The 19,646-nt window shown below is 63.8% G+C and carries 24 protein-coding genes; 13 read left to right on the top strand and 11 right to left on the bottom strand.

Going from position 1 to position 19,646, the window contains the following annotated elements; genetic code table 11:
- Positions 1-15: 15 nt before the first annotated feature.
- Both JGU71_RS16885 and JGU71_RS16880 read right to left on the bottom strand, forming a co-directional pair.
- Positions 16-885, bottom strand: a complete 870-nt coding sequence (locus tag JGU71_RS16885; protein ID WP_199705450.1) for an endonuclease domain-containing protein — start codon at positions 883-885, stop codon at positions 16-18.
- Positions 886-1,022: 137 nt separating this feature from the next.
- Positions 1,023-1,598 (bottom strand): DUF4126 domain-containing protein, encoded by a 576-nt coding sequence (locus JGU71_RS16880; RefSeq protein ID WP_199705449.1) that lies wholly within the window; start codon positions 1,596-1,598, stop codon positions 1,023-1,025.
- Positions 1,599-1,666: 68 nt separating this feature from the next.
- Between JGU71_RS16880 and JGU71_RS16875 the strand changes: the two genes are divergently transcribed.
- From JGU71_RS16875 to JGU71_RS16865, 3 genes are all read left to right on the top strand, one after another.
- Positions 1,667-3,052 carry an ATP-binding protein gene (locus JGU71_RS16875; RefSeq protein WP_199705448.1) on the top strand — a complete coding sequence of 462 codons (1,386 nt, stop codon included), beginning with the start codon at positions 1,667-1,669 and terminating at the stop codon, positions 3,050-3,052.
- On the top strand, positions 3,052-4,986 hold the full coding sequence (locus tag JGU71_RS16870; protein WP_199705447.1) for a vWA domain-containing protein: 1,935 nt from the start codon (positions 3,052-3,054) through the stop codon (positions 4,984-4,986). Before JGU71_RS16875 ends, JGU71_RS16870 begins: the two co-directional genes overlap by 1 nt.
- A gap of 256 nt (positions 4,987-5,242) precedes the next feature.
- Complete coding sequence (locus JGU71_RS16865; protein WP_199705446.1) at positions 5,243-5,800, top strand: LysM peptidoglycan-binding domain-containing protein; 558 nt, start codon at positions 5,243-5,245, stop codon at positions 5,798-5,800.
- 70 nt (positions 5,801-5,870) lie between these two features.
- Here JGU71_RS16865 and rpsR read toward each other — a convergent pair whose 3' ends face one another.
- From rpsR to rpmB, 4 genes are read right to left on the bottom strand one after another with little or no spacing between them, the layout of a single operon-like run.
- Positions 5,871-6,131: a 30S ribosomal protein S18 gene (gene rpsR, locus JGU71_RS16860; RefSeq protein WP_199705445.1), complete on the bottom strand. Its 261-nt coding sequence runs from the start codon at positions 6,129-6,131 to the stop codon at positions 5,871-5,873.
- A 10-nt stretch (positions 6,132-6,141) separates the two neighbouring features.
- On the bottom strand, positions 6,142-6,447 hold the full coding sequence (rpsN, locus tag JGU71_RS16855) for a 30S ribosomal protein S14 (protein ID WP_199705444.1): 306 nt from the start codon (positions 6,445-6,447) through the stop codon (positions 6,142-6,144).
- A 1-nt stretch (position 6,448) separates the two neighbouring features.
- Complete coding sequence (gene rpmG / locus JGU71_RS16850; protein WP_199705443.1) at positions 6,449-6,613, bottom strand: 50S ribosomal protein L33; 165 nt, start codon at positions 6,611-6,613, stop codon at positions 6,449-6,451.
- On the bottom strand, positions 6,613-6,849 hold the full coding sequence (rpmB, locus tag JGU71_RS16845) for a 50S ribosomal protein L28 (RefSeq protein ID WP_199705442.1): 237 nt from the start codon (positions 6,847-6,849) through the stop codon (positions 6,613-6,615). The genes rpmG and rpmB overlap by 1 nt, the downstream gene beginning before the upstream one ends.
- A 130-nt stretch (positions 6,850-6,979) precedes the next feature.
- Between rpmB and mrf the strand changes: the two genes are divergently transcribed.
- The 9 genes from mrf to JGU71_RS16795 all read left to right on the top strand — a co-directional run bounded on the left by mrf (position 6,980) and on the right by JGU71_RS16795 (position 15,123).
- Complete coding sequence (mrf, locus tag JGU71_RS16840) at positions 6,980-8,233, top strand: ribosome hibernation factor-recruiting GTPase MRF (protein ID WP_199705441.1); 1,254 nt, start codon at positions 6,980-6,982, stop codon at positions 8,231-8,233.
- Positions 8,230-8,493: a type B 50S ribosomal protein L31 gene (locus JGU71_RS16835; RefSeq protein ID WP_199705440.1), complete on the top strand. Its 264-nt coding sequence runs from the start codon at positions 8,230-8,232 to the stop codon at positions 8,491-8,493. Before mrf ends, JGU71_RS16835 begins: the two co-directional genes overlap by 4 nt.
- Positions 8,480-8,656, top strand: coding sequence for a 50S ribosomal protein L32 (gene rpmF, locus JGU71_RS16830; protein WP_199705439.1), 177 nt, complete (start codon positions 8,480-8,482; stop codon positions 8,654-8,656). The genes JGU71_RS16835 and rpmF overlap by 14 nt, the downstream gene beginning before the upstream one ends.
- A 21-nt stretch (positions 8,657-8,677) precedes the next feature.
- Positions 8,678-9,286, top strand: coding sequence for a trimeric intracellular cation channel family protein (locus JGU71_RS16825; RefSeq protein WP_199705438.1), 609 nt, complete (start codon positions 8,678-8,680; stop codon positions 9,284-9,286).
- A gap of 80 nt (positions 9,287-9,366) precedes the next feature.
- Positions 9,367-10,053 (top strand): response regulator transcription factor, encoded by a 687-nt coding sequence (locus JGU71_RS16820; protein ID WP_199705437.1) that lies wholly within the window; start codon positions 9,367-9,369, stop codon positions 10,051-10,053.
- A gap of 124 nt (positions 10,054-10,177) precedes the next feature.
- Positions 10,178-11,575 carry a HAMP domain-containing sensor histidine kinase gene (locus JGU71_RS16815; RefSeq protein WP_199705728.1) on the top strand — a complete coding sequence of 466 codons (1,398 nt, stop codon included), beginning with the start codon at positions 10,178-10,180 and terminating at the stop codon, positions 11,573-11,575.
- Positions 11,576-11,777: 202 nt separating this feature from the next.
- A complete protein-coding gene (locus JGU71_RS16810) occupies positions 11,778-13,211 on the top strand; it encodes a S1C family serine protease (protein WP_199705436.1) in 1,434 nt (477 codons plus the stop codon).
- An 80-nt stretch (positions 13,212-13,291) separates the two neighbouring features.
- Entirely contained in the window at positions 13,292-13,789 is a 498-nt protein-coding gene (locus JGU71_RS16805) for a MogA/MoaB family molybdenum cofactor biosynthesis protein (protein WP_199705435.1), read from the top strand.
- A 689-nt stretch (positions 13,790-14,478) separates the two neighbouring features.
- On the top strand, positions 14,479-15,123 hold the full coding sequence (locus tag JGU71_RS16795; protein WP_199705434.1) for an MspA family porin: 645 nt from the start codon (positions 14,479-14,481) through the stop codon (positions 15,121-15,123).
- A 195-nt stretch (positions 15,124-15,318) separates the two neighbouring features.
- Here JGU71_RS16795 and JGU71_RS16790 read toward each other — a convergent pair whose 3' ends face one another.
- The 5 genes from JGU71_RS16790 to JGU71_RS16770 all read right to left on the bottom strand — a co-directional run bounded on the left by JGU71_RS16790 (position 15,319) and on the right by JGU71_RS16770 (position 18,625).
- Complete coding sequence (locus JGU71_RS16790; RefSeq protein ID WP_199705433.1) at positions 15,319-16,041, bottom strand: hypothetical protein; 723 nt, start codon at positions 16,039-16,041, stop codon at positions 15,319-15,321.
- A 212-nt stretch (positions 16,042-16,253) separates the two neighbouring features.
- Positions 16,254-16,682, bottom strand: coding sequence for a large conductance mechanosensitive channel protein MscL (mscL, locus tag JGU71_RS16785; RefSeq protein WP_199705432.1), 429 nt, complete (start codon positions 16,680-16,682; stop codon positions 16,254-16,256).
- 120 nt (positions 16,683-16,802) lie between these two features.
- A complete protein-coding gene (locus JGU71_RS16780) occupies positions 16,803-17,477 on the bottom strand; it encodes an SAF domain-containing protein (protein ID WP_199705431.1) in 675 nt (224 codons plus the stop codon).
- An 87-nt stretch (positions 17,478-17,564) separates the two neighbouring features.
- Entirely contained in the window at positions 17,565-17,894 is a 330-nt protein-coding gene (locus JGU71_RS16775) for an FmdB family zinc ribbon protein (RefSeq protein WP_199705430.1), read from the bottom strand.
- 98 nt (positions 17,895-17,992) lie between these two features.
- Positions 17,993-18,625 (bottom strand): 5-formyltetrahydrofolate cyclo-ligase, encoded by a 633-nt coding sequence (locus JGU71_RS16770; RefSeq protein ID WP_307829690.1) that lies wholly within the window; start codon positions 18,623-18,625, stop codon positions 17,993-17,995.
- Positions 18,626-18,687: 62 nt separating this feature from the next.
- On the opposite strand from JGU71_RS16770, the gene JGU71_RS16765 reads away from it, so the two are divergent.
- Entirely contained in the window at positions 18,688-19,629 is a 942-nt protein-coding gene (locus JGU71_RS16765; protein ID WP_199705428.1) for a UTP--glucose-1-phosphate uridylyltransferase, read from the top strand.
- Positions 19,630-19,646 lie beyond the last annotated feature (17 nt).

Raw genomic sequence — 19,646 nt, 5'->3', positions numbered from 1 at the left:
ACACTCGACGGGGTTTCAGGCGGGTGCTCCAGCTTCGCGTAGCTTCCCGCGGGCGAGGTCCACTATTTCGTGTGGACGCAGCCGAAGCCGTTTCGAGCTGACATGAATCACTTTCCAGCCCAGCCGTTCCAGTAGTTCGGATCGCTCGTGATCCCACGCTCGCTGCTCTTCGTCGGTCCAGTGCTGAATGCCGTCGTACTCGACGAGCACTCGCCACCGCTCCCAGCCGAGGTCGGCGCGGGCAACGACTCGACCGCACTCGTCCACGATCGGAATTTGTGTCGTCGGCCTAGGTAGTCCGGCACGGACGAGTAGTAGTCGCGTTCGCGTTTCCTGCGGTGATTCCGCTCCTGCGTCGACGAGTTCTATTGCCGCACGCAACGAGACGATCCCACGGGTGCCAGGGTGACGCTCGGCGACCGCTGTGATTTCGTCGGGCTGGAGTCCTGTCGCTCGGCACAGAGCGTCGATGGTCGCTATCGCGCTGTCGAGAGGTAGTCGCCGACCGAGGTCGTAGGCTGTCCGTGCCGGCTTGGACGCCAATCTGCCTGCGTACAAACCGAATTCGTCCGGTTCGAGGGCGTCGCCGTGCACGATCGTGCGAGGTGGCGGGCGTCGACTACCCGTTCGGAACACTTCGGCGGGTGCGTTTGGATCGATCCAGAGCGCGCCATGGATCGCTGCCGCAGAGAGTCCAGCCAGGATGCCATCGTCACCTGCCCAGATCGCTGCCGCGTGCGCCCTGACGAGTGCATCGACGGTGACGCCTTTACAGACGTAGACGTCGCGGAACAGGCGCGTGCAGTCGACGCGAAGTTGCCTTGTAGTGACCGCACCAGCAGCGACGGCGACGCTACCGAGAAACGGCCGATCGAAATCCCCCATGCGACGAGACTGCTGCCGACCTGCGCGAAGTCAAAATCGTTTATCCACAGGTTCGCATATTCATCCACAGGCCGTCCGCGAGTGTGCACTTTTCGTCGCTGGATCGACTCGGACGAGACGTAAGTGCACACTCGGCGCTAGGCGGGGGACGGTTTACGGCGAAACCGTGTGGTCAGCCGCCAGACTCCCCAGATGAGCAGGCCGAGAAGCACCGGCACCAGGATCGGCAGCAGCATCGCGATCAACGACAGCACGAACGAGACGATGTCTTCCAGTACCGAGATGACGGGATTCGCGACCCCCGCCGTACCGACGGTGCTCGCGCCACGCAGGCTGGTCTGCGCACCGCTGATCGCGAGTGCGGTCGGAGCGCCGATGATCAGGCCCGCGATCGCCGCCGTCGACGGATCGAGCGAGGCGAACACCGCCCCCGCTGCAATGACGGCGGCTATCGGTCGGGTGACGTTACCGACGACGGACAGGACGTTGTCGACGACCGGGATCAGGTCGGCGAGCAGTTCGACAACCGTCGCGATCGCCAGCGCAACCAAGGCTCCAGTCGAGCCGACCCAGTCGAACGACGAATTGAGATCGATGCCGAGCAGTTCGAAATGCGCTGCACCGCTCAGCATAAGTAGGGGTAGGAAGGTGCGAAAACCGCTGGCTGCAGCCAGTCCGAGGCCGAGCAACGCTGGTAGGACCCAGGTCTCCATGGTCCGATCCTATGACGCGGGTCGGTGCTCCAGTGGCCGCCTTGGAAGAACACTCGTAACGTGAGGAGGTGACTCACGCCAACACCAAGCCCGCGACACTCGGCGAGCTGCGTGCCTCTGGGCATGCGCAACTGTCCGTCAAGCAAGAGATTCGAACGAACCTCATCGCTGCACTGCGCGACGGTAGGGATCCGTGGCCGGGAATCGTCGGGTTCGAGGACACCGTGCTGCCCCGTTTGGAGCGAGCGCTGATCGCAGGCCATGACGTCGTCCTGCTCGGCGAGCGGGGCCAGGGTAAGACGCGACTTCTGCGAACCCTGAACCTGCTGCTCGACGAGTGGACCCCGGTCATCGCGGGCAGTGAACTCGGCGAACATCCCTACGATCCGATCACGCCCGCCTCGATTCGACGGTCGGCAGAACTCGGCGACGACCTGCCGATCGAATGGCGGCATCGCAGCGAACGGTATGCGGAGAAGTTGGCGACGCCGGATACCAGCGTTGCCGACCTCGTCGGTGACGTCGATCCGGTGAAGGTCGCCGAAGGTCGCAGCCTGGGCGATCCGGAGACGATCCACTTCGGACTCGTTCCGCGTGCGCACCGAGGCATCGTCGCCATCAACGAGCTGCCCGACCTCGCCGAGCGGATTCAGGTGTCGCTTCTGAACGTGATGGAGGAGCGGGATATTCAGGTCCGCGGTTACACCTTGCGGCTACCTTTGGACGTCCTGTTGGTCGCGAGCGCGAACCCCGAGGATTACACGAATCGCGGCCGTATCATCACTCCACTCAAGGACCGTTTCGGCGCCGAGATCCGTACCCACTATCCACGGCTGCTGAGCGACGAGATCGCAGTCGTTCATCAGGAAGCACACCTCGAAGCGACCGTCCCGGAATATCTGCTCGAGGTGCTGGCGCGGTTCACTCGACTGCTGCGCGAATCGACGGCGATCGATCAGCGGTCGGGTGTGTCGGCTCGTTTCGCCGTTGCTGCCGCTGAAACGGTCGCAGCGTCGGCGGTGCATCGCAGTGTCGTGCTCAGCGAGGCCGACCCGGTTGCGCGTCCGGTCGATCTCGGCACAGTCATCGAGGTACTGCGCGGCAAGATCGAGTTCGAATCCGGCGAGGAAGGTCGGGAGATCGAGGTTCTCGAGCATCTGCTGCGTCGCGCGACGGCAGACACCGCGCGCGAACGTCTCGGTGGGATCGACCTTGCCACGCTGGTGAGTGCGGTCGAACTCGGCGATCCGGTTGTGACCGGCGAGCGGGTCACGGCCAAAGCGCTCCTGGCCGAACTACCCGACCTCGACATTCTCGATGTGGTCGCGAAGAGGCTGCACGCCGAATCCGACGGTGAACGCGCGGCGGCGGCCGAGTTCGCGCTGGAGGGCCTGTATCTGGCTCGTCGCATCAGCAAGATCGCGAGCGACGACGGGCAGCTGGTGTACGGCTGATGCGGGATTCGCGGTACACGCCGTACGACGGTAGCGATCCACTCGCACCGCCGGTGGACCTGCGCGATGCGCTCGAGGCGATCGGTAACGATGTCATGAGCGGCAGTTCGCCTCGACATGCGTTGCGCGAGTTGCTTCGTCGCGGTACCGGCAACATGCGCGGTCTGGACGACCTTGCGATGAAGGCCGCGAAGAGACGACGAGAGATGTTGCAGCGCAGCAATCTCGACGGAACTCTCGAAGAGGTTCGCAAGCTGCTCGACCGTGCCGTGTTGGAGGAACGCAAGGCGCTTGCCCGCGCGCTCGACGACGACGCGCGGTTCGCCGAAATGCAGCTCGCGGAGCTGCCGGGATCGACTGCCAAAGCGGTGCAGGAACTTTCGGACTACGACTGGCGCAGCTCGGAAGCACGTGCGGAGTACGACAAGATTCGCGATCTGCTCGGCCGCGAGTTGCTCGACCAACGCTTCGCCGGCATGAAGCAGGCGTTGGAGAACGCGTCGGACGAGGACCGGCAGCGGATCGCCGACATGCTCGACGACCTCAACAATCTGCTCGACGCACATGCGCAGGGCACAGACACCCAAGAGCAGTTCGACGAGTTCATGGACCGCCACGGTGAGTTCTTCCCCGACAATCCGACCAACGTCGAGGAGCTACTCGATTCGCTCGCGGCACGCGCTGCCGCGGCGCAGCGGCTCAGAAACTCGCTGACCCCTGACCAACGTGCCGAGCTGGATGCGTTGTCGCAGCAGGCCTTCGGCAGTCCGTCGCTGCTGGATCAGTTGGGTCGCCTCGATCAGCATCTGCAGTCGGCGCGGCCGGGGGAGGATTGGGAAGGCTCGGAGCGCTTCCGTGGTGAGCAGGGCATGGGACTCGGCGAGGGAACGGCAGCGCTGCAGGAGATCGCCGAACTCGAAGAGCTCGGCGATCAACTCGCGCAACAACATGCGGGTGCTCAACTCGACGACATCGATCTCGATGCGTTGGCTCGGCACCTCGGCGACGAAGCAGCCGCGGATGTGAAAACCCTCGCGGAGTTGGAGAAAGCGTTGCAGCAGCAAGGCTTTCTCGACAAAGGTGCCGACGGTCAGTGGCGGCTCTCGCCGAAAGCAATGCGACGGCTCGGCGAATCGGCATTGCGCGATGTCGCAGGCAGCTTGTCGGGTCGACGCGGCGAACGCGACACGCGCAAGGCCGGCGCGATGGGGGAACCGACGGGCGCGAGCAGGGAGTGGGCCTTCGGCGATACCGAACCGTGGGACGTGACGAGGACGATCACCAATGCCGTGCTGCGGCAGCCGGGCGCGATACCCGTCCGTTTGCAGGTGTCCGATGTCGAGGTCGCCGAGACCGAACAGCGTGCGCAAGCCGTTGTCGCGTTGCTCGTCGACACGTCGTTCTCGATGGTTATGGAGGGCAGGTGGGTGCCGATGAAGCGGACCGCACTCGCGCTCAATCATCTGGTGAGCACACGTTTCCGCGGTGACGACCTGCAGCTGATCGGGTTCGGTCGCAATGCGAGGACCTTGACCGCCTCGGAATTGGCAGGTCTCGACGGTGCATACGAGCAGGGCACCAACCTGCATCACGCGCTGATGCTTGCTGGTCGGCATCTGCGTCGTAATCCGAATGCGCAGCCTGTCGTCTTGATCGTCACCGATGGCGAGCCGACAGCGCACCTCGAACCTGACGGCTACGCGCATTTCGACTACCCGCCGAGCATGCGGACCCTCGGTCTGACGATCAAGGAACTCGATCTGCTGGCGCGGCTCGGTGCGCAGGTGACCTTCTTCCGCCTCGGAGACGACCCGGGCCTGGCACGGTTCGTCGATCGGATGGCGCGGCGTGCGGGTGGTCGTGTGGTGGCCCCGGATCTCGATGGTCTCGGGGCGGCAGTCGTCAGCGATTACATGAGGCTGCGACGGAAATAGCGACACGGTGGGGAACACGCCAGCAATCGAGCCGCTATTTGTACATCGGCGGTCAGGTGTCTGTAACTGCAAGTTCGCAGGTCGGCTGATATCGGGTTCAGCGGCGGGAGTGAACATTCTTTGAATTGGTGAACTTAACCCGGGCGCGCCGCGCCCCGGCGCAGTAGTGTTCGGCGTCGGTGCAAGCTACGCAGCAGGTTCGGCGCAGTTGCACCAAAGTATCCATAAGAGACAAATCCTCCGAAAGGGGAACCACGTGGCGGACACTTTGCAGGCGGGTAGCGGCCTCGACCGTGGCCAGTCGATCAACAACGGTGCGTACGCGCTGACGCTGCAGGACGACGGCAATCTCGTGCTGTCCGAAGACGGCAACGCAGTGTGGGCCAGTGAGACCAACGGGTCTGGCGCCGTCCGTGCGACGTTGCAGGACGATGGCAACTTCGTGCTGTACAACGACGCCAACGAGCCCAAGTGGGCATCGGAGACCAGCGGAAACAGTGGCGCCAAGCTGACGCTGCAGGCCGACCGCAACGTCGTGCTCTACGGTGCCGAGGGCAATGTCCTCTGGGCGTCGGGTACCAACGTCGAGGCAGCCGAAGCACCGGCCGAGCCCGAGCCCGCACCGGCCGAGGCCCCCGCGCCTCCTCCGCCGCCGCCGGCCCCTCGCACCTACACGGTCGAGCCCGGCGACACCCTGTGGGCAATCTCCGAGAAGTTCTACGGTGACGGCAACCGTTACCAGGAAATCGCGAACGCAAGTGGTGTCGACAACCCGGATCTGATCAACCCGGGACAGGTCCTCACCATCCCGTGATTCGCTGACAGCACAACGGCCGCGCAACCCAGCTGGGGTTGTGCGGCCGTTGTCGTTTCGGTGACAGGTGTCAGCGACTGCTGCTGGTGAACGGCAGCAACGCCATCTCCCGAGCATTCTTCACAGCTACCGCAACTTGCCGCTGTTGCTGCGGGGTGAGCCCGGTGACGCGGCGGCTGCGAATCTTGCCGCGGTCGGAGATGAAGGTGCGCAGCAGGTTGATGTCCTTGTAGTCGACAGTCTCGACACCGGCGGAGATCAGTGGATTCTTCTTCGGCTTGCGGCCCTCGTCTGCGCGAGTCTTCTTGGAGGGTGCTCGTTTCACTGCCATGATCTGCTCCTCACCAACTCGATTTGTGGACGCCGGGAAGTTCCCCTCGGTGGGCCATTTCGCGAACGCGAATTCGAGATAGGCCGAACTTCCGAAGGTAGCCGCGTGGACGTCCATCCGCCGCGTCTCGATTGCGCAATCGTACTGGATTTGCGTCCCTCGGGAGCCGCTGCAGAGCGGATTGTGCGGCCCTACGCTCGTCGTCGCTGCTGCTCGGCCTGCGGATGATGTCCTTGAGTTCGGTCCGGCGCTCGGCGAAGCGGGCGACGACCAATTTTCGTTGCTCGTTGCGAGCGATCTTCGATTTCTTGGCCATGTCAGCGCTCTTCCCTGAAGTCGACGTGTTTGCGCACGATCGGGTCGAACTTGCGGAGAACCATACGGTCGGGGTCGTTGCGCCGGTTCTTCCTCGTGACGTAGGTGTAACCCGTCCCCGCTGTGGACTTCAGCTTGATGATCGGTCGAATCTCGTTGCGGGCCATCAGATTTTCTCCCCTCGGCTGCGAATGCGAGCTAGGACCGCGTCGATACCGTCGCGGTCTATCGTCTTGATGCCCTTCGTCGAGACGGTGAGGGTGACTCGACGACCTTCACTCGGCACGAAGTAGGTCTTGCGTTGAATGTTCGGGTTCCAGCGGCGGCTGGTCCGTTTGTGCGAGTGCGATACGGATTTCCCGAACCCTGGCACCCGTCCGGTGACTTGGCAGTGCGCCGACATCGGTCTTGCCTCTCGTGAACTGTGCGATTGCGGTTATGACAATCGTTTTCGACAACGTGGTGGATTCACGGTACATTCCCTCCTGTCGTAATGACAATCGTTGTCGATTAACCCTGGAGGTGGCTTGACCGTGAGCGCGACCGATCGCAGAACGCCGGTAATCCTGGTGGCGGGTTGGGCAGGCGCCACCGCGGCGACAGCTCGATCCCTGCTCGACGCCAGGACCGTCGTCGTTCGCCATGATCTGGCCGAGGTCACCGAGGGGGTCGTCCGTCGAACGGTCACCACGTACGACGCCCGCCGTGAATCGATCCTCGAGCTCGCACACGGTTGCGTGTCGTGCACACTGCGCGAGGATCTGCTTCCGCTGCTGCGCAGGCTCGGCGCCCGCGACTCGATCGACCGCATCGTGCTCGAACTCGACCGCACACTCGAGCCCGAAGCGCTCTGCTGGGCAATCGAGAATGTCGAAATCACCGGCGTCGTAGGGCAATTGGACGGTCCCGCCGCTCGCGACGTCAAGATCGAGGCCGTCCTGACGTGCGTCGACGCCGCCGATTGGCTTGTCGACGCGACAGGTGACGACACCCTCGCCGACCGTGGTGTGCTGGCAAGCATCGACGACGACAGGACTGTCGCGCAGCTGGTCGTCGGACAGGTCGACTACGCCGACGCGCTCGTCATCAGCGGCAGTCCGGCAGACGCGTGGCATCAGGCGAAGTTGCTTGCGATCCTGCGGCGACTCGCCCCCGGCGCGCCGATCACCTGGGTTCCTGCCGGGGCGACACCCGACGCTGCCGCCCTGCTCGGACACGTGCCGGCAGACGCGCGACGCGGTGCCGTCTTCGACGCACACGGTCCGTTGCTACGTGGCCAACCGTCGCTCGACACCGACTGCGGCGTCACGATCGTCGAATTCAGCGCGACCCGCCCCTTTCACCCCGGCAGGTTGCACGAGGCGGTCGACGTGCTGCTCGACGGTGTCGTCAGTGCCCGCGGTCGGGTCTGGGTCGCGACGCAACCCGACGAAGCGCTCTGGCTCGAATCAGCGGGCGGCGGTCTTCGCGTCGCCAGTGCCGGAACCTGGCTCGCCGCCATGTCACCCGCCGAACAGGCAGCAGCCGACCCGGCGCGGGTTGCCATGGCCGCGATGCGCTGGGACGAACGATTCGGCGACCGCGACACCTCGATGATCGCGCTCGTGCACTCCGCCGACCCCTCCGACATCTCCAGGGCGTTGCAGTGGGCGCTGGTCACCGACGACGAACTCGCCGACGAGAAAACCTGGCAGGACTGGGCCGATCCGTTCGGCCAATGGCACGAAGATCCATGCGAGACAAGCGAATCGCCGTATTCGGAAAGCAATCGAGAGGAACAGGCATGAAACAGGGCATCCACCCCGACTACCATCCGGTGGTCTTCCAGGACGCGGGCACGGGGACCCGGTTCCTTACCCGTTCGACCATCACGAGCGAGCGGACCGTCGACTGGACCGACGGCAACACCTACCCACTCGTGATCGTCGACGTCACCGCGGAGTCGCACCCGTTCTGGACCGGTGCGCAGCGGATCATGGACACCGCGGGACGGGTCGAGAAGTTCGAGCGCAAGTACGGACGGAGGCGTCCCCATGGCAGTTCCTAAGCGGAAGATGTCGCGGTCGAACACCCGCAGCCGCCGATCGCAGTGGAAGGCGAACAACCCCGCACTCGTCGAGGTCCGCGTCGGGGGTATCGCGCACAAGGTGCCACGCCGGCTGGTGAAGGCCGTCGAACTCGGGTTGGTCGACCTGGACCGGCTCACCTGACGCTCGGCATACGCTGACCCGGTGCTGCTGCAGATCCTCAACATCGTCGGCATCGTCGCCTTTGCGGCATCGGGTGCGCTCGTCGGCGTCCGCAAGCAACTCGACGTCTTCGGGATCTGCGTCGTCGGCGCCACCACGGGCATCGGCGGCGGCATTCTCCGCGACCTCCTGCTCGGGGTGCATCCACCCGACTCGCTGTCGAAATGGCCGAACATCACCGCGTCGGTCGCGACGTCGTTGGTCGTCTTCTTCGCCCACCCCGTCCTCGACCGAATCTGGAGTGCCGTAGTCCTTTTCGACGCACTCGGGATGGGACTGTTCGCGGCGGGTGGGGCGACAGTCGCACTGCAGCACGGGTCGGGCGCCCTCGGCGGAGTGTTGATCGGTGCAACAGCCGCGATCGGCGGCGGGGTCATCCGCGACATGCTCGTCAACGAGGTGCCGCTCCTCCTACAACGCGACCTCTACGCTCTGCCCGCGCTACTCGGCGCGTTGCTGGTGGTTGTCTGCGAGAGCATCGACCTGCCGCAAGGTATCTCGTTGATCGCAGGGACGGCCGCGGCGACCGGGCTACGCTGCCTCGCACTATGGCAGCGCTGGCAACTACCGCGCGCGAGGGTGAAGGACTAGTGAGCGTGACATTCCCCCCTCGCTCCGCTCGACCGGCACGTTCTCAGCCATATCTCAGTAGCGCAGTACACACTGTTGACATGCGCATATTGGTTGTCGACGACGATCGGGCGGTGCGCGAGTCACTGCGCCGCTCGCTGACGTTCAACGGCTATACCGTCGACCTCGCGGTCGACGGCGTCGATGCACTCGACAAAACGAACGCTTCTCGCCCTGATGCGCTGGTCCTGGACGTGATGATGCCGAAGCTCGACGGGCTGGAAGTGTGCCGACGACTCCGCAGCACGGGCGACGATCTGCCGATTCTGGTGCTGACGGCCCGTGATTCGGTATCCGAACGGGTCGCCGGACTCGACGCGGGTGCCGACGATTACCTCCCGAAACCGTTCGCACTCGAAGAGTTGCTCGCGCGGCTACGCGCACTGCTGCGCCGCGCGGCACCGGACGCCGGTATCGATTCGGAGGCAATGCAATTCGCGGACCTCGGGCTCGATCCGGTCACACGTGAGGTCACCAGAGGCACTCGATCGATCAGCCTGACCCGCACCGAGTTCTCGCTGCTGGAGATGTTGCTCGCCAATCCACGTCGAGTCCTCACCCGCAGCCGCATCCTCGAGGAGGTGTGGGGCTACGACTTCCCGACCTCGGGGAACGCGTTGGAGGTCTACGTCGGATACCTGCGCCGCAAGACCGAAGCGGACGGCGAACCGCGGCTCATTCACACCGTCCGCGGCGTCGGCTACGTCCTTCGGGAGACCCCACCGTGAGGTCGATCGAACAGTGAGATTCACCCCACACTCGATCTCCGACCGTCGGTCCGGAGCCGAACCGCAGCACCTACTCGGTCTGCCCGACGGTTCCGGCGCGCCCGGTCGGGCTGGATCGACCGAAATGCGTCCGCCGATGCCGCTCACGCGGTCGGTGTCGCTGCGCTGGCGCGTGACGTTGCTTGCCGCGTCGGTGGTGGCGATCGCCGTCGCCGTCATGGCGATCGCCGCCTACGCGGTCGTCGCACGGGCCCTCTACGCCGACGTCGACTCGCAACTACGAACCCGCGCCGCGACGCTCATCGACAACAACCTCGACGCACTGGACGTCCGGTACGTCGCCGTCGCGACGTACTACTCGAAAGACATCAGCGTCGCCCTGATCTTTCCCGACCTCAACGTCTACATGCCGCCGGGATCGAACGCACCGATCGGTGCCGACGAGATGGCAGTGGCCAAGGGCGAACAGGAGTTTTCGCTGCACACCGTCGACGGGCAACGAGTGATGACCGCCCGGACCAACACCGGTAGCACCCTGGTGATCGCGCAGCGGTTGGAGCCGACGGGTGCCGTGCTCGACAGGCTCGCGTGGGTCCTGTTCGTCGTCGGCGGCTGCGGAGTCGTTCTTGCTGCCGTCGCGGGTACCGCTGTCGGTAGAACCGGTCTGCGACCGATCGGACGTCTCACCGCGGCCGCGGAAAGAGTTGCGCGGACCGACGATCTGACCCCGATCCCGGTCACCGGCAACGACGAATTGGCAAGGCTGACAGAGAGTTTCAACACCATGCTGCGTGCGCTCGCCGAGTCGCGCGATCGCCAGAGTCGACTCGTCGCCGACGCGGGCCACGAACTGCGCACACCGCTGACCTCGCTGCGGACCAACATGGAACTGCTGATCGCATCGTCCAAGCCTGGAGCACCGAGCATTCCGGCCGACGACATGGCCGAGCTACGTCTCGACGTCATGGCCCAGATCGAGGAATTGTCCACGCTCGTAGGCGATTTGGTCGACCTCGCTCGCGAGGACGCACCGGAGACGGTCTACGAGCGGGTCGACATGGGCGACGTGATCGAGCGGGCGCTCGAACGCGCTCGCAGGCGCCGCAACGAGATCGAGTTCACCGCCGAGCTTTCGCCGTGGTTCGTCTACGGCCACGAGGCCGGGCTGCAGCGGGCCGTGCTCAACGTCCTCGACAACGCGGCCAAATGGAGTCCACCCGGCGAGCAGGTTCGTGCGGTCATGCGGCGAATCGGCGACGGTCTGCTCGAGTTCACCGTCGACGACGCTGGACCCGGCATACCGCCGGCCGAACGCGAACTCGTCTTCGAGCGGTTCTATCGAACGATGGCGTCACGATCGATGCCGGGGTCCGGTCTCGGACTCGCGATAGTGCGGCAGGTCGTCGTCAAGCACGGCGGCACTATTGCAATCGACACCTCCGAGCGTGGTGGCGCACTGATCCGCATCGTGCTGCCTGGCGAAATCGATCCCGACGACCTGATCGCCGACGAAGACACCTGAGGCTGTGGGGGGTCGGGGCTGGGAAAACGGCGTCTCGGACAAGCCTCGGAATCAGAGTCTCGGCAAACTGATAGGTCGGTCTCAGTTCCTTCTCAGCAGCACCCGACAGGCTTGGCAACAGACAACACCGGGTATGGCTCCCGGTAACGAAATGGGTCGATCAGTGGTCGATCGAGAACACGGAACAACGAAAGCAGGATCGATGACCGACGATCGGACGGGTGACGGATTCTCCGGCGGTGACGCCGCAGCGGATCGCCAGCGCTTCGAGCAGCAGGGCGGCTACGCACAGCCGAACACGCCTGTGGCCGGTTACGGCGGCTACCAGCAGCATGCGAACACCGGTGGCTACGAGCAGCCGCGTACGGGCTACCAGCAGAACCACCGGCCCACCGAGCAGATCCCCGCTGCGTACCAGGAGCACGACTCGCAGTATCGGGCGCAGTTTCAGACCGGCCAGCAACACGTCGGACCCCAGCACACCGGACCTCAGCAGATCCCCGCACAAGGCAAGCGCAGGTCCGGCCGGGCCGGATTGTTTGCAGGCGCCTTGGCGCTGGCACTGGTCAGCGGCGGCGTCGGCGGAGCGGTCGGTGTGCTCGCGACCGATTCCGACTCCGCACCGTCCTCGGCCTCTGCCGCGACGAACGCCCTCGACGTACCCAAATCGGGAACGAGTCCGGCGATCAACGTCCCTGCCGGTTCCGTCCAGGCTGTTGCGGACAAGGTTTTGCCAAGCGTGGTCATGATCAAGATCGCGGGCGACCGACAAGAAGGCGAAGGGTCGGGCGTCGTCCTGTCCAACGACGGCCTCATCCTCACCAACAATCATGTCGCGACAGGCGCAGGCCCGGACGGCAAACTGACCGTCGCGTTCGCCGACGGCTCGCAAGCTGCCGCCAAGCTCGTAGGCGCGGACCCCGTCGCGGACATCGCGGTCGTCAAGGTCGACGGTAAGACGGACCTGCGACCGATCGAACTCGGTGACTCCAACGCGCTGCAGGTCGGCCAGCAGGTCGTGGCCATCGGGTCACCGCTCGGGCTGGCAGGAACAGTCACGACGGGCATCGTGTCGTCGCTCAATCGTCCGGTCTCGACCAGCGGTGAATCCGGCAACCAGAACACGGTGATCGACGCCGTTCAGACCGATGCGGCGATCAACCCCGGTAATTCGGGCGGGGCTCTCGTCGACATGAACGGCAAGCTGATCGGCATCAACACCGCCATCGCGACGCTCGGTGGGGGACAGGGTCAGGAAACGCAGAGCGGATCCATCGGCCTCGGCTTCGCCATACCGGTCGACAACGCGCGCCGGATTGCCGACGAACTGATCAAGACAGGCAAGGCGACGCACGCGCTGATCGGATTGCAGGTGCCATCGGCCGACGACGCCAACGGTGCTCGCGTCATGGAGGTCACCAAGGGCGGCGCTGCAGAAAAGGCCGGAATCCCGAAGGGTGCGGTGATCACCAAGGTCGACGATCGCCGCATCGACGCCGGTGACGCACTGATCGCGGCCATCCGTTCGCACTCTCCCGGAGACAAAGTTCAGATCACCTACACCGACGATCGCGGTGGAAACGAAAAGTCCGTCGAGGTCACACTCGACGAGGCACCAGCAGAAGGCGGCCGATGATGCGGATCTCTCAACCAACCCGAATGACGATCTCCGGGCAGTTCGATACCCGAAACAGCGGTGCTACTACGGTAGGCATCATGGAAATCGATGCCCCGGTCGCAGGCCGCGCACTCGTAGTCATAGTCGACGACCGGACCGCTCACGGCGGCTCGTCCAACAGCACCGGACCGCTGGTCACCGAGTTGCTCGACGAAGCGGGTTTCCTCGTCGACGCGACGGTCGTCGTCGCTGCCGACGAGGTGGAAATCCGGAACGCGCTCAACACCGCCGTCATCGGGGGTGTCGACCTGGTGATTTCCGTCGGTGGCACGGGGGTATCCCCGCGCGACGTGACGCCCGACGCGACCGCGGACGTCCTCGACCGCGAATTGCTCGGCATCAGCGAGGCGATTCGGTCCTCCGGCTTGGCGGCAGGAGCACTCGACGCCGGGTTGTCGCGTGGACTCGTCGGTGTGTCCGGAAGCACTCTGGTCGTAAATCTTGCCGGTTCACGTGCGGCAATTCGCGACGGTATGGCTACGTTGACGCCACTGGCGACCCATGTAATCGGGGAATTGTCCGGCTTGGCCGAGTAGTTATAACGCCGGATAGCAGTTATCCGCAGTAGCAAAAACGGAGAAAACAATTTCCGAAAATAGCGACGCCGATCGACCGGAGGATGCCACGCGTCCTCCGGTCGATCGCGCTTTGTTAGCGAAGGTCTTCGGAGATGTACTGCCGGACGTGACGCGCGACGAGCGAAACGACGGCGACGAACCGCGTTCGGGCGACGGCGACGATTGGCTACGCAGTCAGATTCCCCCGCATCACGGCTGACCGAGCGATTTCAGCGGACGGTTTTTCGGCTTTTGTTGCTTTTAGCGTCGTAATGTGTACAGCAGATGAACTGCCAGGTAAGAGTGTTGATCAAGATCACTCCGAGCCGTTTACCCCCGGCCGGGAATGTATGTTCCAACGACAATGTGATGTAGATCACATACGGCCCAGATGCCGCCGCGTTGCCTCGCCGTTATCCGACCGTTAGTGTCCCTCTCGAGTCAGTACTTAGCTATTTGGAGGGCTGATGTGTGTTCTTGCGCATCGGTCACAGTGGGATCAGGCTCGATCTCGCCGTACCAGCGTTTGCGACGAGTTTGCGGGATGTAACTTTTCCGTAATACTTCGCCGTAATACTTTCGCTGGGCCCCAAGGGACCACTCGCCAACCTCGAGAGTCGTGGTTGGGGCCGCACTCGGTGCGGCATCAAATGAACGGATGAGGGTAAATGACGGATATTCGTACGCCGCGGCGTCGCCGCGGATTGGGTTTCGTTCGGGGCATGGCGCTCGCAACTGTTGCCGCCGCCGCTTTGGCGCTCGGTAACAGCGGCGCTGCGTCCGCCGCCGTCGACGGCTCCAACAGCGTTGTCGACTTCAAGGGCAACCGCATCGAAGCAATCACAGCGGACACGTTCATTCAGTTCGTGCCCCCGCTCGACGGCAACCCGCTCACACGTGAGTGGTTCCACAACGGTCGCGCAGCGTTCAAGGTCGAAGGCCCCGACGCCGCAGACTTCGAAGGCACCATCACCATCGGCTACCAGGTCGGCTACCCGGCAACGTTCGACGGCAGCATCAACTTCGGTTGGAACCCCGGCCTCGACCTCGAGGTCGGAGAAAGTGCCGTCTTGACAATCGGTGACATCATTCCGCTTCCGGGCTTCGACATGGAGGTCGGCTTCGGCCCCGGCATCGTCGACGTCCCGGCCGCTGAAGGCAGCATCTCCGGTGCCGAAGGCGACATCGCACTCTCCAACTTCCAGGGCACCGTCACCGGCGTCCTCGGCGTCACGAGCATCCGCCCGTACGTCAAGGTTGTCAGTGCAGCCGGCGACACGGTCGTTGCATACGGCCCGATCTTCCGTAACTGATCGGCTAGCTCCACCACATAAGTAACACCTGTGCCCGACCGGTAAACCGGTCGGGCACAGGTGCTTTTGTTTAGGTAGGCAAATAACGAGTGGGATTCCCTACGGAATCCGGTGTAAACACGGCAGTAAAGACAATAAAACCGCAGAGCCCCCATCCGTGGATGGGGGCTCTGCGGCTATTTGGATCCGGTGAAATCAGGGAACGAAGAGAAACACCGGCGGGTAGGACGGGGTCGAACCGCACATGCCGACGACCGCGTAGGTTCCCGGACCCGGCTGGATCGCCGACATCGTGCGCGAAGTGCCAGGATCCGCGAACTGCTCCGGCGTGCTCGACTGGAACTCGAAGTTACCTAGGCCGGCTACCTGCTTGACCGCTGCCCCACACGGTCCACCGGATCCCGAGTTGTGCACGGTGATGGAAATCGCGCGGGTGATCTGGGTGGGTATCGGGATCGGCTGCGACCACAGCGTCGTTTCGATGCCAGGTCCGACCGGCGCCGGGTTACCGACCTGAACAGCGATGGCAGGCGCGAAGAACTGGCCCCACGGGTCGCGGCACACGGCACCGACTGCGTAGGTGCCGTCACGCGGAACCGTGACAGTGCTCCTGTTGGTCGCGTTGGGTGTCGCGCCGCTGGCGACTGCTTCCGACACGGTCGGCGGTGACCAATCGAATTGTGGTGCGCCACCGAAGCTGGCCTCGCGAACGGTTGGGGTGCAGTTCGGATCGGGAACTCCGCCCGCTGCGAATCCGCGGCTCACCGAGACGATGATCTCGCGTCCAACCGTCTGCACCATCACCGACGGTTCGCCCGGACCGGCTGTAGCAGGCTGAGCGGTCGACATTGCTGTGCCCACCGCCACCGCAAGCAATACGCCGATTCGGCCGGTCTTCTTTGCCGAAGATTTATTCATATGGCAGCCGTTCTTTCCTTTTGGAGACGGCACGGAGAAGTCTGCGCACAGTGCCGTTCGCGTAGGCGCAATTCTCCCTTATTTACCCGCGTACTTCAAAACGAACCGCACTCGTTCGCGTGGCAGCGCAGTAATTCCGACAAAATTCTGCTAATCGAGCAAAAAGGGCCTACCGCCGAGTCGGCGGTAGGCCCCTGTAGGTACCCGGCGAATCAGAGGCCGTGCTTGCCCTCCGGCGAACCTGCCGGTGTGTTCGCGCCACCGGCGAGGATGTCGCGAATCTGGACGAGTACCTCGGAGTCGGTGAGACCCTCGGCGTCGTCACCTTCGGCCTTCTTGCGATCCTTCAGCTTCGTGACCGGAAGGACGAGGATGAAGTAGAGCACCGCTGCAACGATGAGGAAGTTGATGCCTGCGGTGATGACGGTGCCGAGGTTGACGAACGTCTTCTCGTTACCTTCGGTACCGAGCTGAAAGCCGAGGCCGATGGTGCCACCGCCACCGAGGCGGGCGATCAGCGGATTGATGATGCTGTTCGTGAAGGCTGTGACGATGGCCGTGAATGCCGTACCCATGACCACGGCGACTGCCAGGTCGATCACGTTTCCTTTGAGAATGAACTCTTTGAATCCCTTGAGCATTGTCGTTTCCCCGATCTGTTGACTGACGTTCGGCAGCGCACGTGTAACTCACGGGAATATTAATCGACACTTGCTGTACGTGTGCTCCTTACGAACCTCGAGACGGCAACGAAACGAAGGTCAGTGCAGCACGACGGTGAGTGCACTAGACAGCGACGCCGCTGCGACCGCGCCGGCCTCGGCCGTCGAAAGTGCCAGTAGGACAACTCGATCGCCCCTTCCATGGCCGGTGCCCGCGGACGACACCAGGACGACAGCGGCGTTGGAAGCAAGCATGCGTGCAGCCCGAACGGCCGACGGCCCGTCCTCGCTCGCCGTGACGACGTCCACCCGGTCGCCCTCCCGCAACAATTCGGTTACCGCTGGGTCGGCGAGGCGGACGGGTACTACACGAGAATCCGGACTACCCGACGATGCGGCGGCGAGTCGTGGTCCGAGTACGGAGAGGTCGGTGAGCATCGCACCGTTGCGAACGGCGCCCGCAAGGGTGCGGCCGACGATGTCGGCCGTGTGTCGAACCGCACCGTCGGGGATCGCCCTGGATTCGACGTCGACCGTTCGGACGTTGTCGGTGGTGAGGACGGCGCCTGGCGTGAGATCGGACGTCGCCACGACCACCGGAATACGCTCGGTGCTCGGATCGCCCCGCAGGTAGAGACCGACAGCCAGGACGACAAGCATTGCAGCCGCGATACGTCGGGCAAGGGTGGTTCGGAGCCAGTTCGGACGAGTCAGGTCACCGAGGCGAGCAGTCAGTGCCGGTGCGAGTGAGCGTTCACGAGCGCGTCGTTCCATACGCGGAGGATATGGGCACGCAAACACGAAGCGGCCCGTCTCCGGGCCGCTCTGTGGATAAGTATTCGGTTGTGGATAAGTGGTGAATCAGCTGGCCACGGCCTGTGCGGGGGTCGACGACTTGGATTTGTCGGACTTGGAAGAATCCGATTTCGGTGTCGCGGACTTCGCGGAATCGGTCTTCGCGGGGGCTGCGTCGGACTTCTTCTCGCCTGCCGGCTCGACCGATGTCGAACCACCACTGCGGCTGTCCGTACGGTAGAAGCCACTGCCCTTGAACACGATGCCGACAGAGTTGAACAACTTGCGCAGCTTGCCCGAGCACTCCGGGCACACCGTCAAGGTGTCGTCCGAAAACGACTGAACGATGTCGAATCGGTTGTCGCACTCTGTACACGCATACGAATACGTTGGCACTGGTTCCTCCGCAAGGGTTTGCTCACCGCAAGTATTAGCACTCTACCTGCGACAGTGCCAACGATGCTATTCGTCGAGATATTCCTCACCCGGTGCGTTCACCCGAGGTCCCACGCGAGCTGGACCAGCCCCGATCCCGGCGCAATCACAGCGTGCATACGTTTGTCGTGCGGCTCTTCGGGCAGTCGCTCGACCAACTCGTCGTCGCGCACGATGGCAACCAATCGTGCATTCGCCCTGGCGAGACCGAGTGTGCGGTCGTAGAACCCGGCCCCACGGCCCAGCCGTACGCCGCGCCGATCGACAGCAAGAGCAGGAACGATGACGATGTCGGCGGTCGCGATCGCAGCCGGCGGGAGTGGGTTTCCTCGCGGCTCGCGCATTCCGTAGCGTGCCGGTATCAGCGAACCGCCGCCGGAGTACTCGCCCCAGTGCAGGGGCCCCGGTTCGAGTGTGACCGGCAGGAGCACACGGGCGCCACCCTCGCGCAGCGCGTCGAGAAAGCCGATCGAGCCGGGCTCGGAACCGAACGGGACATAGGCGCACACAGTCGCGCCTGCTTCTGCGAGTTCGCCGACATGGCGGGCGATCTCGTTCGCTTCGTCACTTCGTGTGGCCGGGTCGGTATCAGCCCTGGTCCGCATCACCTTCTTGCGCCATTGCGCCTTGGACGACGGAGCAACTCCGGCCCCATCGTCGGGACCGGCACCCTGATCTCCCGACGAGTTCACCCGGATCACCATAGGCTCCTTGCTGGCAGTACCGCGCGAGGTCGAGTAGATAGGGTGTTGGTATGACAGAGGCCGGAGCAAACCTTTCGCCATGCTTTCGGACAGCAGTGGTACCCGCAGCAGGCATGGGGACTCGCTTCCTCCCAGCGACCAAGACGGTGCCGAAAGAACTCCTGCCCGTAGTCGACACACCTGGTATCGAGTTGGTCGCGGGTGAAGCAGCCGACTCGGGAGCCGAGCGTCTGGTGATCGTGACCTCGCCAGGCAAAGACGGCGTGGTGGCGCATTTCGTCGAAGACCTCGTGCTCGAAAGCAAACTCGAGGCAAAAGGCAAGTTCAAATTGCTCGAGAAGGTTCGTAAGGCCCCGGGTCTGCTCGAGGTGGATTCCGTCGTGCAGGAGGAGCCGCTCGGCTTGGGGCATGCGGTGCTGCAGGCCGAACGAGTACTCGACGACGACGAAACGGCCATTGCAGTACTACTGCCGGACGACCTCGTGCTGCCGCGTGGCGTACTCGACGTGATGTCGCGCGTCAGGCGCAAGCGTGGCGGTTCGGTGCTCTGTGCGATCGACGTTCCGAAGGATCAGGTGTCGGCGTATGGCGTCTTCGAGGTCGAAGAGGTCCCCGACGCGGTCAACCCGAACGTGCTCAAGGTGCTCTCCATGGTCGAGAAGCCGGCCGTCGAAGACGCGCCTTCGACTTTTGCCGCAGCCGGACGTTATCTGCTCGATCGGGCGATCTTCGACGCGATCCGACGCATCGAACCTGGCTCGGGCGGGGAGCTGCAACTGACGGATGCGATCGCGCTCCTCATCTCCGAAGGCCATCCCGTGCACGTCGTAGTCCATCGAGGGTCGAGACACGACCTCGGAAATCCCGGAGGCTACCTCCGTGCTGCGGTTGACTTTGCCTTGGACAGTGACGAATACGGCCCATCGCTGCGGGAATGGCTGACCGAACGGCTCGGTGACAGCTGGGCTCCGCAGCTCACCACGTACGAATAGGTCGCAACACACTTACC

This window comes from Antrihabitans stalagmiti (assembly GCF_016482825.1).
Classification (GTDB): Bacteria; Actinomycetota; Actinomycetes; order Mycobacteriales; family Mycobacteriaceae; genus Antrihabitans; species Antrihabitans stalagmiti.
The sequence above is the reverse complement of the archived record's forward strand: the minus strand, read 5'-3'. Positions and strand labels throughout refer to the sequence as shown.

Excerpts from the sequence above, each read along its gene's own strand:
- JGU71_RS16810 (WP_199705436.1), top strand. The coding sequence starts at position 11,778 with ATGACCGACGATCGGACGGGTGACGGATTCTCCGGCGGTGACGCCGCA.
- JGU71_RS16820 (WP_199705437.1), top strand. The coding sequence starts at position 9,367 with ATGCGCATATTGGTTGTCGACGACGATCGGGCGGTGCGCGAGTCACTG.
- mscL (WP_199705432.1), bottom strand. The coding sequence starts at position 16,682 with ATGCTCAAGGGATTCAAAGAGTTCATTCTCAAAGGAAACGTGATCGAC.
- rpmG (WP_199705443.1), bottom strand. The coding sequence starts at position 6,613 with ATGGCCCGCAACGAGATTCGACCGATCATCAAGCTGAAGTCCACAGCG.
- JGU71_RS16805 (WP_199705435.1), top strand. The coding sequence starts at position 13,292 with ATGGAAATCGATGCCCCGGTCGCAGGCCGCGCACTCGTAGTCATAGTC.
- JGU71_RS16765 (WP_199705428.1), top strand. The coding sequence starts at position 18,688 with ATGACAGAGGCCGGAGCAAACCTTTCGCCATGCTTTCGGACAGCAGTG.
- JGU71_RS16790 (WP_199705433.1), bottom strand. The coding sequence starts at position 16,041 with ATGAATAAATCTTCGGCAAAGAAGACCGGCCGAATCGGCGTATTGCTT.
- rpsR (WP_199705445.1), bottom strand. The coding sequence starts at position 6,131 with ATGGCAGTGAAACGAGCACCCTCCAAGAAGACTCGCGCAGACGAGGGC.
- rpmB (WP_199705442.1), bottom strand. The coding sequence starts at position 6,849 with ATGTCGGCGCACTGCCAAGTCACCGGACGGGTGCCAGGGTTCGGGAAA.
- rpsN (WP_199705444.1), bottom strand. The coding sequence starts at position 6,447 with ATGGCCAAGAAATCGAAGATCGCTCGCAACGAGCAACGAAAATTGGTC.
- JGU71_RS16815 (WP_199705728.1), top strand. The coding sequence starts at position 10,178 with ATGCGTCCGCCGATGCCGCTCACGCGGTCGGTGTCGCTGCGCTGGCGC.
- JGU71_RS16780 (WP_199705431.1), bottom strand. The coding sequence starts at position 17,477 with ATGGAACGACGCGCTCGTGAACGCTCACTCGCACCGGCACTGACTGCT.
- rpmF (WP_199705439.1), top strand. The coding sequence starts at position 8,480 with ATGGCAGTTCCTAAGCGGAAGATGTCGCGGTCGAACACCCGCAGCCGC.
- JGU71_RS16795 (WP_199705434.1), top strand. The coding sequence starts at position 14,479 with ATGACGGATATTCGTACGCCGCGGCGTCGCCGCGGATTGGGTTTCGTT.
- JGU71_RS16880 (WP_199705449.1), bottom strand. The coding sequence starts at position 1,598 with ATGGAGACCTGGGTCCTACCAGCGTTGCTCGGCCTCGGACTGGCTGCA.
- JGU71_RS16870 (WP_199705447.1), top strand. The coding sequence starts at position 3,052 with ATGCGGGATTCGCGGTACACGCCGTACGACGGTAGCGATCCACTCGCA.
- JGU71_RS16885 (WP_199705450.1), bottom strand. The coding sequence starts at position 885 with ATGGGGGATTTCGATCGGCCGTTTCTCGGTAGCGTCGCCGTCGCTGCT.
- JGU71_RS16835 (WP_199705440.1), top strand. The coding sequence starts at position 8,230 with ATGAAACAGGGCATCCACCCCGACTACCATCCGGTGGTCTTCCAGGAC.